The following is a 13,746-nucleotide window of genomic DNA, read 5'->3' as shown; positions in this document are numbered from 1 at the left end:
ATTATTCAACCTTTGTACCCTCGCCCCAGATAGAAGTAATATTTTTATTTGCTGTCTTTTCGAATGTGTACAGTATAGGCGCATTATATGCATTGCCTTTCTTACGTTCGTCTAACTGTACGATATTCCCTTCCAGTAATATCTTACGTTGGAAGTTTCTCCTGTCGAAGCTTCTGTCGAGTATATTTTCATATATCTTACGGAGTTCGTACATCGTAAACTTTTCCGGAAGCAATTCATAGCATAAGGGAATAACAGGCAGTAACGCCCTTATTGTATCTAATGCTGTTTTTACAATATTCTCGTGATCGGTATACAAAGGAGGCAGTTCCTTTACATTGTACCACTTCAGCTTCATATCTTTAGCCGGTCTCAAAGCCTTTTGAGCTTCGTTGTACCTTACCAGCCCATAATATCCCAGACTAAGGAAACGCTGCAAAAACCATTTATTTTCGGCTTCTTCCGGCATTTCATTTTTTTTCAGGATACCTGCGTTTTGTTCAATAATAGTCCTTTTCGGGTCACTGAATAAGTAAAATTGCTTCATATATATATTGGAAAGCCCCGAGAAACCTTCGAGCTCGCGCCAGGCTGCTTCATCCGCACTTTCTTCCTTGAACATAAATCCTCCGGGTAGCATCCAGTAATCATCTATCATAAATTCAGGTTTACCCAGCAGTACCTTTATTTTCCCCTCGTGCAAGGTAAAAACAGCACAATTCAAAGAGAATCCCGGATGGGTATTCTCCGATGAATATGGGTGAAGCGCATTCTTCTTCATTTCTATTCTATTATAAGTCTTTTTATTTGTGTAATCTCTACATACAAAAATAATGATTTCATCGCAATATATAACAATCTATTTTCGTGCGTCGTTTTCACGCACTTTATGCTTTAAAACATATCTGCGTCATTTTAACGCATCTTATTGTATTTTTTTACAAATATTAAAATATATTTGCCTCAGATAACATTCTAATCAATTCGTAAAACACCTTAACATGATGAAAAAGACACTTATAATATTGTCTGTTCTTGCTATTCCTGCAGCCTCTTTCTCTCAAGACTTTACCATAGTAGAGAATACAAACGGAGCAACACTCGGCTATTCTCCAAACTCAGGAGTAAAAATCATTACTAAAGACGGACTAAAATTTAAAGATCTGAATAAGAATGGTAAGCTGGACACGTATGAAGACTGGCGACTACCTGCTGAAGTAAGAGCCCAGGACTTAGCCAAACGGATGACTGCCGAAGAAATAGCCGGACTGATGCTATACAGCAGCCATCAGATGATACCATCTCCATCTTCAGGTTTCGGAGCTGCCACTTATAACAGTAAACCTTTTTCCGAAAGCGGAGCTAATCCTTGGGATCTGTCAGATGAACAGAAAAAAATCTTAAAAACAGATAACCTGCGTCATATACTGGTTATGAGCCTCCAATCTCCGGAGATTGCCGCCCGTTGGAATAACTCTATGCAAGCCTATGCCGAAGGTATTGGTTTAGGTATACCCGGAAATACCAGTTCTGACCCCCGCCATGCTTCGGACGGAGTAAAAGCTGAATTCAACGCAGGAGGTAATGGAGATATCTCTATCTGGCCCGACGGATTAGGGATGGCAGCAACATTCGATACGGCTGTAATGAAACAGTTCGGCGAAATAGCATCTAAAGAATACCGTGCACTCGGAATCGGAACAGCCTTATCTCCTCAAATTGACTTAGGAACCGAACCCCGTTGGTTCCGCATAGGAATGACTTACGGAGAAAGTCCTGAGTTAACCACAGATATGGCAAGAGCATACATTGATGGTTTCCAGACTTCTACAGGCAGTGACGAGATCAAAGACGGATGGGGATACCAGAGCGTTAATGCGATGGTAAAACACTGGCCTAGCGGCGGACCGGAAGAAGGTGGTCGCGACGGGCATTGGGCATTTGGTAAATTTGCCGTATATCCCGGAAATAACTTCGAAACCCACTTGAAACCTTTTACTGAAGGAGCATTTAAACTAGATGGAAAAACAGGGGCAGCATCTGCAGTTATGCCTTATTACACAATCTCATATAACCAATCTAAAGACGGAACAAATTACGCCAATGGTTTCAGTAAATACATTATCACCGACCTGCTAAGAGAAAAATACGGATATGACGGCGTGGTTTGTACAGACTGGATGGTTACTCATAATGAAGGGCAAACTCCGGATCAATTTATGGGTAAACCATGGGGTGTGGAAAAAATGACCGAAGACGAAAGACACTATATAGCTTTAATGGCCGGAGTTGACCAATTCGGAGGTAATAACCAAGTGGCACCCGTAATGGCTGCATATCAGATGGGAGTAAAGGAACACGGGAAAGCCTTTATGAGAAAAAGATTTGAGCAATCAGCCGTTCGCCTTCTGAAGAATATCTTTCATTTAGGTTTATTCGAGAATCCTTATTTAAATGTAAAAGAAAGTGCGGAAACAGTAGGCTGCCCCGAATTCATGCAAGCCGGTTACAACGCTCAGTTGAAGTCAATTGTAATGCTGAAAAACAAAAGCAATGTATTACCCGTGAAAGATAAAAAGACAGTTTATATTCCTAAGACTTATACACCTGCGACCTCTAATTGGTGGGGATTGTGGACAGAGCCGACTTTGGATTATCCTGTAAATATGAACATCATCAAAAAATATTACAATGTAACCAACGATGCTTCAAAAGCTGATTTTGCCCTTGTTTTCGTAAACGGGCCTCATTATAATGCTGACGGCGGAGGTTATAGCATCAATGACCGCAAAGCCGGAGGAAACGGATATGTACCTATCTCTCTTCAATACGGAACATATACAGCAACCGAAGCCCGCGAACACAGTATTGCAGCAGGAGACCCGGTAATAGATCCGACAATAACCGACAGATCATATAAAGGAAAAACTACAACCGTAAACAATACAATGGATCTGAATACCATCCTCACAACCTGCGATATGATGAAAGACAAGCCGGTGGTAGTCGTTGTTAATGCAACCCGTCCGATGGTATTCAATGAATTCGAAAACAAAGTAAATGGAATTATCGTCCGCTTTGGAGTATCAGAACAAGCTGTTATGGACATTGTTTCGGGAAAATATGAACCATCAGGATTGCTTCCTGTGCAAATGCCGTCAAACATGGCTACTGTTGAAAAACAATTCGAAGATGTTCCGTTCGATATGGAATGTCATAAAGATACAGAAGGAAATATTTATGATTTTGGATTCGGGCTCAACTGGAAAGGAGAGATAAAAGATGCCCGGACTCAAAAGTATAGTACGAAATGAACCCCTGAAAAACACTCAAACAATCAATCTATTCATATTGAAACTATTAATCTCATCAATTAAAAGAACCATGAAAAAGAAAATCTTAAGTCAAACCAGCTTAATCGCCCTTATGTCGATTAGTAGCGTCGCGGGAGTCTACGCTCAAGAACCTGCAAAAGCAAAAACTGATACAGTTAGTGCCGCTACAACCAAAGCAGGAAAAACTTCGAATGTGATGTTAAATGCTTCGGCTGACAATGGTCCCCGTGCCGTAAACATCGGATTACCCGCCAGTGTAGGAGGAACAGTAGTATTAGAAAACGGATTGCCTGTAGTTTATGACTATATGGGACAGTTCCCTACAGCCGTATGGCGTAATGATGCAGGAATCGCGAAATTTGGAGTATTAAATGTTGCCGAAACAGCTCTTTTTGCCAGTGATGTCGGTGTCTCTGTAAGTACATGGACAAACCGTGGAACCGATAAATTCAAAGGAAGTGCATCATTCACTACAAACTCGTACGGACTATTACGGGGTGATGTAAGCGTGAGCGGCCCTATGAAAAACGGATTCTATTACTCATTGACTGCATTCGTGAATATGGACCCCGGGACATTCAGTTCCAACATTTCTCAATTCCTTGATAAAACACAAATATATAAAGGAGTTATAAACAAAAGATATGCTAAAGGACAGATAGGTTTACAATACAAATACGCTTATAGCGAATCTATTTCGACAAAACAAAGTCCTTACATATATCGTAAGGATGGAACCGTTGACAAACTTCCGGGATTCAGAATCGGCCGCGATTCGTATCTGGAGCAATCGGGTATCATCAATGCAATCGACCCGCTTACAGGTAAAGCTGTAACATGGGATGCAATGGGAGATGCAGCAAGTACGTCGCATGTTATCGACCTGATGGGAGACCATAACTTCGACAACGGAATGAAACTGGATTATACACTTCGCTACCATTATGCAAAATCGGGTATGTACAATCCATACATAACAAGCATCACTCAGGGTATTGGCACGGATGCGACTCCTGGTGTAGGTGATTCCCGTTATGTATACGCTGACGATCCTACTTCGGTTTATAACGGTCTTGTACAAAAAGGATTAATGCTTTTCAACCCTAGTACTGTAAAGAATACAGTAATGGCACGTGTTGAATTAAGCAAAAAATCAAAAAAGCATCATTGGATGGTTGGATTCCATAACTGGTATTACAATACAGATAAAGCTATAACTGCAACTTACAACTATCAGTTCGAAGTGGCTCCCAATCCTAAAAAACTCATTCAAGAGAAATGGGCTGCCCTTTCTGGTGGCGGATATGGATGGGTAAACCAAGGCGATGCTTACGGAAACAGTTCGTACAACGGTGCAATGCAGTACTACAATGGTATAGACAATAAAATGGCGTTGGTAGGAACTGAAAAATGGACACCAAGTGATAAATTAACCGTAGACGTGGGTACACGTATCGAATGGCAACGTATTGATGGTGACTGGTATAATGCCGAAGACAGAAAAGCTGCCGGAACAAACTGGATTTCGGGCGAAACTACCGATATCAAAAAAGACTGGTGGAACGTTAGTGCTACAGCCAGCGCCACATACAAAGCATTCCAGAATTTTGGATTTCTTGCTGATGTATATTATATCCAACAGGCTGGTAAACTTAGCGCATACGCCGGAGCTGATGATCCTGCAATCGAAAAATGTGAAATCCCCGGATTTTCTGCCGGAGTTTACTTCAATCACCCAATGATCAGCTTGGTTTCTAAAGTAACTAAGATCAAACGTACTAACTTCAAGAACAACTCAACATTCAACGCTACTTGGACAGATACTAACTATCCGGGCGAAACATTCTCAGCTACAACTAAGCAAACCAGTAGTTATGATGTAAGTACTGTAGGCTGGACAACAGACGTGCTATTCACTCCATTCAAAGGATTTAACCTGCACTTGTTACTGACATTGCAAAATCCTAAATACGAAAATTATGCAATGACTATCAACTACGAAGCTCAAAGCCAGAATGGAGGAACATCTACATACAGCGAAACTGTAGACAACAGCGGAAATGTAGCGCGTAGTGTATCTAAAACGCTGATAGAGATTGACCCTAGCTATACATGGGGAGCAGGAGGTAAATTCAGAGTATGGGCCAGCGCACGCTATTTCAGCAAAGAATACGCAAACTATCCTAATACTTTGATCTTTGCAGGACGTTGGGAAACTTTTGCCGGATTCAACTACAAGTATGATAAGAACGTAGATTTCAGCATCAGTGCAGTAAACTTATTGAGACAAAGCGGAGCTCAGGGCTCTATCACAGGAACTAATACTACTACTGCCGAAGGTGCAAAACTATTGTATGACAAACCATTGACAGGAACATATATCCGTCCATTCACTCTTGAATTTAAAACAAGAATCAGATTCTAAATATTGTTAGTTGAACTGCCCCAAGTATCAGTTTGAGCTTGGGCAGTTTACTTAACCTCAAAAAAGCGAATTCTATGAAAACAAAATACCTAAAATCAGTATTATTACTAATCTTTTGCAGTATCATTTCTCTTCAATCATATGCCCAGAAAAAAGAATGGAAATTGATCAGTTACAATGTATACTGGGGTATGCAAAAAGACTCTACTGAAAACAAGTCGAAATTTGCAGCCTGGATCAAAGCGCAAGACCCGGATATCGTTGCTTTACAGGAAATGAATGGCTTTACACAACAGAATCCCGAATTTGCACCCAAAGGAGCTAATCCTAATAACCTCCAGAAATTTGCAGAGAGTTATGGGCATCCCTACGTTTTTATAGTTAGAGAACCTGCTCCCGATGGTTCTATCAGTTTCCCTGTTGCTATCACCTCTAAATATCCAATAGTGAACGTTACCCGTGTTGTTGATAATGCTTCACATGGTTTCCTTACTGCCGAAATAGAAGGAATGCATTTTGTAGTAACACATTTCCATCCGTTTTCATCAGAAAAAAGAGGATACGAAATCGACCAGATACTGGCAACTATAAAATCGAAACCTGCCGGAGAGAAATGGTTATTCATGGGTGACCTCAATTCGGTATCTCCCCTTGATAAAAGTGCATATGACGATAATAAGCTTCGCGACTTTATCCGTGAAGACAGAAAGAAAAGGCCTCATAACAAGAATCTAGGAAAAGATGATGAGCTGGATTATACAATACAGCAAAAAATTCTAGACTTTGGTTTTGTTGATGCACTAAAAGTAACTCACCCTCAGTTCATCGCATCTGCTCCTACTAAATTATTTTATGACCAGTCTAAATTTCCGTTACGATACGATTATCTGTATGTAAGCTCTAATATGAAGAACGACATAGTAAAATGTGAAATAATGAAAGACGATTTCACTGACTACTATTCTGATCATTATCCGGTATTATTAATCTTCAAAAAATAAGGGACTATGAAAAAGACTTTCTTTTATCTTTTAGCTGCAATAGCTATTGCGGGAACAAGTTTCTCTTGCAACGGTAATGCAAATAAGGATTCTGCCAAAAACGACGAATCCAAAAACGGTGAAGTAGTGATGTATATTACACGCCATGGTAAAACGATATTCAATACAATGGATCGTGTACAGGGATGGGCAGACAGCCCTCTAACACCTGCCGGAGTAGAAGTTGCAGAAGATCTTGGGCGAGGATTACAAGACACAACATTCGTGGCAATATATACCAGTGATAGTGGACGTGCCCGTGAGACAGCAGATATTGTAATGAGCTTTAACAAACACAATGCGGATGTTCCACGTAGCGAAACTAAGGATTTAAGAGAGTGGTATTTCGGTTCGTTCGAAGGAGATTTTAATAAAGTAGCCATAGCAGCTTCGGTTAAAGCATCCAATAAACCCATGGAGGAATTGACCATACCCGAAATGGCTGATAATATTGCCGCATCCGATCCTGAAAAACAGGCCGAAGACTGGCAAGCTATAGAAACCCGTGTGAAAAGGGCTATAGATAAAATAGCTACCGAATCTGCCGCTAAAGGTGGAGGTAATGTGCTTGTCGTTTGCCATGGACTGACTATATCTTCTATAGTACAGATATTAGATTCGGCACAGGCAAAACCCGGATTACACAACGCCAGTGTAACCAAAGTAATTTATAAAGATGGAAAATATTCTGTAGTATCATTCAATGATATGGAATATGTAGAAAAAGGAAAATCTTTGAGACAATAACAAAAACACCAAGATTATGAAAAAAATACAAATACTACTAGTAGCTACCTTATTAGCCCTTGTACCAAGTGCTTTTGCACAGAAAAAAAGCACAGACACAAAAGATAATACAGTGGTAATGTACATTGCCCGTCACGGAAAAACTATACTTAATACAATGGACCGTGTACAGGGATGGGCTGATGCGCCCCTAACCCCTCCGGGAGTGGAAGTTGCGGAATTTCTGGGAGTAGGATTACAGGATGTGCCTTTCAAAGCGGCATATTCGAGTGATTTGGGGCGTGCCCGTCAGACAGCCCGTATCGTTTTAGATGCAAAAGGACAGACTAATATGACTATTACTGAAGTTCCGCAAATTCGCGAAACGAACTTTGGTAGCTACGAAGGCGAGTTCAATCCTAAAATGTGGAATGATGCTGCTTTATATCTGCATTATAAATCGTACAAAGAGATGATGGCTGCTATGGAAAAAGATCCCGGATTATTAAAAGATATGGTGGATACTTTCAAGGCATTGGAAACGCTTGGCATAGGAGAAGACTATAATCAGGTAAAAGCCAGAGGGCAAAAAGCTCTTCGCGAAATTGCCGAAAAAGAAGCTGCAAATGGAGGTGGGAACATCCTTGTTGTAGGACATGGTATGTCTATCGGCATATTCTTATCTGACATAGACAGCTCCGGCAAAAAGCCTGATGCTGGACATATGGGCAATGCTGCCGTATGTAAAGTGATTTACAAAGACGGAAAATTTTCTCTTGAATCTTTCGGAGATATGAGCTATGTAGAAAAAGGTAAAAAATTATCAGGTAAGTAACATAATAGTATGCACCTAAGAGGTACTCCTAAACCCGGTTTTAGGGTACCTTTTTACTCAAACAAACTTATGAAATTCCTAAACAAACTTAAGATAACCTCTATTCTTGCACTATCAGCAACGATTAATGTAAGCGCACAGGCTCCGGCTAAAATCACAGTCGACAATATGTCGTTTGCCGACCTGAATAAAAACGGAAAACTGGAGCCTTACGAAGATACCCGATTACCCAATAATCAGCGAGTATCTGATTTAATGAAACGTCTGACTATTGATGACAAGTTAAACCTTGTTCTGGGTATAGGTATGATCGGTTTTGATATGCTTAAAGGGTTCGATGCCATAAATCCTATAGTGGAAGCTAAAGACTTTATGGTACCGGGCGCCGCAGGATCGACTATGCCGTTACTCAAATACGGATTACCTGCTGTAATCATGACCGACGGCCCTGCCGGAGTTCGTATTAACCCTAATCGCCAGAATACAAGCGATACATTTTTTGCAACAGGTTTTCCTGCCGGCTCATCAATAGCTTCTACATGGGATGTTGCCCTTGTAGAGGCAGTAGGTAACGCACTGGGAAATGAGACGCGTGAGTATGGCTCGGATATACAATTAGGACCTGCGCTCAACATAATGCGTAACCCTTTGTGCGGACGTAACTACGAATACTATTCAGAAGACCCCGTTGTATCCGGAAAAATAGCCGCTGCAATGACTCTCGGTATTCAAAGCAATGATGTAGGTGTTTCTTTAAAACATTATGCAGCCAATAATAGTGAACGTAACCGGATGGGTATCAATGTACATGTATCGCCTCGTACATTACGCGAGATATATTTACGCGGATTTGAAATAGCTGTTAAAGAATCGGATCCTAAGACAATAATGTCATCTTATAACATGATTAACGGGAAATATACTTCTGCTGATTATGACCTGTTGACTACTATCTTACGTGACGAATGGGGATTTAAAGGGCTGGTTATGACAGACTGGTTTGGAGGTTATTCCGATGTATCCAACCTATTCAACAGCACTTTAAGTGGCGAAGACTTTGCAAAGAATTATACTTCCGAGCAAATAAAAGCCGGAAATGACCTGTTAATGCCCGGTATACGCCCGCAGTTACAAAACCTGAAAGATGATTTGAAATCCGGAAAGATCACTGAACAAGAAATAGATATCTGTGTCAGACGTGTATTGGATATGGTTTTCGATTCCCATAAGATGAAAGACTATAAATATTCGGATAAACCAGACCTGAAAGCTCATGCCGAACTTACCCGTAAGGCTGCTTCGGAAGGTATGGTATTACTCGAAAACAAAAATAAAGCACTCCCCTTTACAACCGATATTAATAAGCTGGCTGTATTCGGTAGCCTTTCTTACAAGTTTATCTCGGGAGGTACAGGTAGCGGACACGTAAATAAAGCATATACTGTTTCGCTGATCGAAGGTTTAACAAAAGCCGGATATACATTGGATAAAAAAGTGAACGATGTATACGTTCCTTTTGTCGCAAAAGAGGAAGCCAAGCAAAAAGCAATTGACAACGGGCTCACCTTATTACCCTTATTCCCTCAACCTGTACTGAAAGAATCATTAATTGCAGAAAGTGCCAAGAATAACGATCTGGCAGTGATCACTATCGGACGTAGTTCGGGTGAATTAGACGATCGCCCTCTTGACGGTGACTTTTATCTGACTAAAGAAGAATTGGCTTTACTCGATCAGGTATCGGCAGCATTCCATGTACAAGGCAAAAAAGTGGTAGTAGTTATTAATGTAGGTGCAGTGATTGAAATGTCAAGCTGGAAAGACAAAGTTGATGCAATTCTGCTCGCTTGGCTACCCGGACAGGAAGCCGGAAATTCTGTGGCAGATGTATTATCCGGGAAGGTAAACCCTTCAGGAAAGCTGGCTATGACTATTCCTGCAAAGTATGAAGACCTTTCTACAGCCGATAATTTTCAGGGATTACCTATCGAAAAACCTACCGATGTTACATACAGCGAAGGCATATATATCGGATATCGCTATTTCGATACTAAAAAGATCGAACCTGCTTATCCTTTCGGTTATGGATTGTCATATACAACATTTGAGTACTCAAATATAAAAGTAAGTGACAAAGAATTCGGCAATGAAATATTCGTAACTGTAGATATAAAAAATACGGGTAGTATAGCCGGAAAAGAAGTTGTGCAGCTATATATGTCCGCTCCTAAAACAGGTATTGACAAACCGGAAAAAGAACTTAAAGCTTTTGCTAAAACACGTCCGTTAAATCCCGGAGAAAGCCAAACCCTTTTCTTTAAACTGAACCCTAAAGACTTGGCATCATTCAACGAGAATGTTTCGGCATGGGTTGCAGACAAGGGAACCTATAGTATTCTGATCGGAAGTTCATCACGAAATATTAGTCAGAAAGCCTCTTTCGACTTATCAGCAAAAAGAATTGTTGAAAAAGTTAACAACGTGATGAGTCCAGACATTAAATTCATTGATTTACGACCCTAAGCAGCACTTTTCTATATATTTGTGTTTTTTTAAAAAAGGTGTATTCTTCCCTAAGAATACATCTTTTTTTCAAAGAAAAACCGGAATAGATCATTATCAATTCCGGCTTTCAGCAAATACTATATGAGTTTTATTTATTTACTTTAAAACGCTCATTTCCGTTTTCGAAGAAATCCACGATCTGATTAGCAGCTGCTATACCGGCATTTGTATTGGCTTCACTTGTCTGTGCACCCATCTTTTTCGGTGTAGAAAAGTATCTGTCGGCAAACTTAGCTACCAACTCATCATGGTTACCGGGTTTGATATCAGTTACATATTTGAAATCGGTACGCTCTTCCATAAACTTCACAATTTCTACTTCATTTATTACTTCTTTACGGGCAGTATTCAGCAATAAAGCTTTCTTTGGAAGTTTACTTAACAGGTCGTAATTGATTGAGTTTTTAGTTTCGGCTGTTGCCGGAATATGTAATGATACATACTGACAGGTTGTATACAGTTCTTCTACTGTCTTAACTGCTTTTACTCCCTCTTTCTCGATAGCCTCAGCTGACAAGAATGGATCGAATGCATACACATCCATACCAAATCCTTTAGCAATACGGGCTACATTACGCCCTACATTACCATAGGCATGAATTCCCAACTTTTTACCTAAAAGTTCGGTTCCGGATGTACCGTTATAGAAATTGCGGATTGCGTATACAGCCAGTCCAAAAACAAGTTCGGCTACAGCATTCGCATTTTGTCCGGGTGTATTCATCGCACAAACTCCATGAGAAGTTGCAGCATCCAGATCAATATTGTCGTAACCTGCACCTGCACGTACAACTATTTTCAGTTGTTTTCCAGCTGCAAATACATCTTTATCAAAAATATCGCTACGGATGATTGCTGCATCTACATCAGCTACCGCATCGAGTAATTGTTGCTTTTCAGTATATTTTTCAAGCAGAACTAATTCGTAACCTGCTTTTTCTATTACGTTCCTGATTCCTTTTACAGCCTCAGCAGCAAAGGGTTTATCAGTGGCTATTAATACTCTTTTACTCATGTTTTCCCTTTTTATCCGAATCGTTTATTTTGCATTATTTTTTTCGAATTCCTTCATAGCATCAACCAATGCCTGAACTCCCGAAAGTGGCATCGCATTGTAAATAGAAGCTCTGAAACCTCCTACCGAACGGTGTCCTTTCAATCCATCAAGACCTTTGCCTGAAGCAAATTTCAAGAAGTCAGCTTCCAACTCTTTATAGCCTTCAGCCATCACAAAACAAACATTCATGCGAGAGCGGTCTTCTTTAGCTGCAGTACCCACAAATAATGGGTTGCGGTCTATCTCTGTATAAAGTAATTCTGCTTTTTCTTTATTTACTTTTTCCATTGCAGGCACACCTCCGTTGGCTTTCAGCCAGCGTAATGTCTGCATAGCGGCATATACCGGAACTACAGGAGGAGTATTGAACATAGATCCGTTTTCGATATGTACACGATAATCCAACATTGTAGGTATCTGACGCGATACTTTTCCAAGTATCTCATCTTTAATGATTACGAATGTCACTCCCGCAGGTGCTAAGTTCTTTTGGGCACCACCATAGATAAGTGCATATTTAGATACATCTATCACACGGGAGAATATATCTGAAGACATATCCGCTACCAACGGAACAGGAGAATCCAGATCGGTAAGTATTTCTGTACCGAAAATTGTATTATTGGTAGTTATATGGAAATAATCTGCATCAGCAGGTATAGTATAATCTTTCGGAATATAAGTAAAGTTATCTGGTTTAGAAGAAGCTACTTCTACTACCTCACCAAATAATTTTGCTTCCTTTTCTGCCTTGCTTGCCCATGTCCCTGTATTGAGGTAAGCAGCTTTTTTCTCTAGAAGATTAAACGGAATCATGCAAAATTGCAGACTCGCCCCTCCTCCAAGTAAAATAACCGAATATCCTTCTGGTATGTTTAATAGTTCTTTGAACAAAGCGACCGTTTCATCCATTACTGCGATGAAATCCTTCCCTCGGTGACTAACTTCCATTAGGGACAACGTAGAACCATTGAAATCTAAAATAGCTTTTGCTGTTTCCTCTATTGTCTGTTCGGGTAAAATTGACGGACCTGCACTAAAATTGATTTTTTTCATATTTGCAATAATTAGAATCGTTCTTTCTTATAGATTAGACATCTGTCAAAATTAGTAAATATATTTGATAATAGCAGCAATAATATGAAATGCGATTTTATTTTAGCGCATTTTATGGCTTTATGTCACTAATGACTTCCATTTATCCACCTCATGGTAGTAGAATAAAGAAAACCTGACACAATAAAAGTATAATTTTACTGTATCAGGTTTAGAATTTTCCTTCCGGATAAACTATTAATATTCTATTTTATCTTCTTTTTCAGTCCACATTCTGAATGCCTTCAATGCCTCATTATGCAATACCTGCGACGAAGCGATGCTTCTTTGTTCGGGTTTCAATTCGATCTGTTCGTATATAAAAGAATCATCAAAACCAATGTTCTTTGCATCTGTTTTATCACATCCGAAATAAATACGCTCAATCCGAGCCCAATATATTGCAGACAAACACATCGGACACGGTTCACATGATGTGTATATCTCGCAGCCACTCAGATCGAAAGTATTGAGAGTACTGCAAGCTTTACGTATTGTAGTCACTTCCGCATGGGCTGTAGGGTCATTATTCAATGTGACACAATTTGAACCTTCGGCTACAATTTTTCCGTCTTTCACAACCACTGCACCAAAAGGGCCTCCCCCATTTTCTACGCTTTTTATCGAAAGCTCTATAGCTCTCTTCATGTATTCTTCTTTCATAATAT

Annotated in this window: 10 protein-coding genes; 6 read left to right on the top strand and 4 right to left on the bottom strand. The window is 40.0% G+C overall.

The window, feature by feature from the left end:
• Window position 1: 1 nt before the first annotated feature.
• The gene (locus tag BUC12_RS00650; protein ID WP_062175250.1) at window positions 2-781 is read right to left on the bottom strand and encodes an NUDIX hydrolase; all 780 of its coding nucleotides are present in this window, start codon (window positions 779-781) and stop codon (window positions 2-4) included.
• A 223-nt stretch (window positions 782-1,004) separates the two neighbouring features.
• Between BUC12_RS00650 and BUC12_RS00645 the strand changes: the two genes are divergently transcribed.
• From BUC12_RS00645 to BUC12_RS00620, 6 genes are all read left to right on the top strand, one after another.
• Window positions 1,005-3,314, top strand: a complete 2,310-nt coding sequence (locus tag BUC12_RS00645) for a glycoside hydrolase family 3 protein (RefSeq protein WP_087880219.1) — start codon at window positions 1,005-1,007, stop codon at window positions 3,312-3,314.
• A gap of 70 nt (window positions 3,315-3,384) precedes the next feature.
• Entirely contained in the window at window positions 3,385-5,760 is a 2,376-nt protein-coding gene (locus tag BUC12_RS00640) for a TonB-dependent receptor (RefSeq protein WP_070808524.1), read from the top strand.
• Window positions 5,761-5,834: 74 nt separating this feature from the next.
• The gene (locus BUC12_RS00635; protein WP_062175247.1) at window positions 5,835-6,761 is read left to right on the top strand and encodes an endonuclease/exonuclease/phosphatase family protein; all 927 of its coding nucleotides are present in this window, start codon (window positions 5,835-5,837) and stop codon (window positions 6,759-6,761) included.
• 6 nt (window positions 6,762-6,767) lie between these two features.
• Window positions 6,768-7,547, top strand: coding sequence for a histidine phosphatase family protein (locus BUC12_RS00630; protein ID WP_082141839.1), 780 nt, complete (start codon window positions 6,768-6,770; stop codon window positions 7,545-7,547).
• 16 nt (window positions 7,548-7,563) lie between these two features.
• Window positions 7,564-8,361, top strand: a complete 798-nt coding sequence (locus tag BUC12_RS00625) for a histidine phosphatase family protein (protein WP_062175246.1) — start codon at window positions 7,564-7,566, stop codon at window positions 8,359-8,361.
• Between the two features lie 69 nt (window positions 8,362-8,430).
• Complete coding sequence (locus BUC12_RS00620) at window positions 8,431-10,884, top strand: beta-glucosidase (RefSeq protein ID WP_062175824.1); 2,454 nt, start codon at window positions 8,431-8,433, stop codon at window positions 10,882-10,884.
• Between the two features lie 130 nt (window positions 10,885-11,014).
• Here the strand turns inward: BUC12_RS00620 and BUC12_RS00615 are convergent, their stop codons facing one another.
• The 3 genes from BUC12_RS00615 to BUC12_RS00605 form a co-directional block, all read right to left on the bottom strand.
• Window positions 11,015-11,941 carry a 3-phosphoglycerate dehydrogenase gene (locus tag BUC12_RS00615; protein WP_062175245.1) on the bottom strand — a complete coding sequence of 309 codons (927 nt, stop codon included), beginning with the start codon at window positions 11,939-11,941 and terminating at the stop codon, window positions 11,015-11,017.
• Window positions 11,942-11,965: 24 nt separating this feature from the next.
• Window positions 11,966-13,039, bottom strand: coding sequence for a 3-phosphoserine/phosphohydroxythreonine transaminase (gene serC / locus BUC12_RS00610; RefSeq protein WP_062175244.1), 1,074 nt, complete (start codon window positions 13,037-13,039; stop codon window positions 11,966-11,968).
• A gap of 237 nt (window positions 13,040-13,276) precedes the next feature.
• Window positions 13,277-13,744 carry a nucleoside deaminase gene (locus BUC12_RS00605; protein ID WP_062175823.1) on the bottom strand — a complete coding sequence of 156 codons (468 nt, stop codon included), beginning with the start codon at window positions 13,742-13,744 and terminating at the stop codon, window positions 13,277-13,279.
• Window positions 13,745-13,746 lie beyond the last annotated feature (2 nt).

The sequence above is a fragment of the Indolivaga macrotermitis genome, from assembly GCF_900128985.1.
Lineage (GTDB): Bacteria > Bacteroidota > Bacteroidia > Bacteroidales > Dysgonomonadaceae > Dysgonomonas_A > Dysgonomonas_A macrotermitis.
This window is presented reverse-complemented; position numbering and strand designations above follow the sequence as displayed.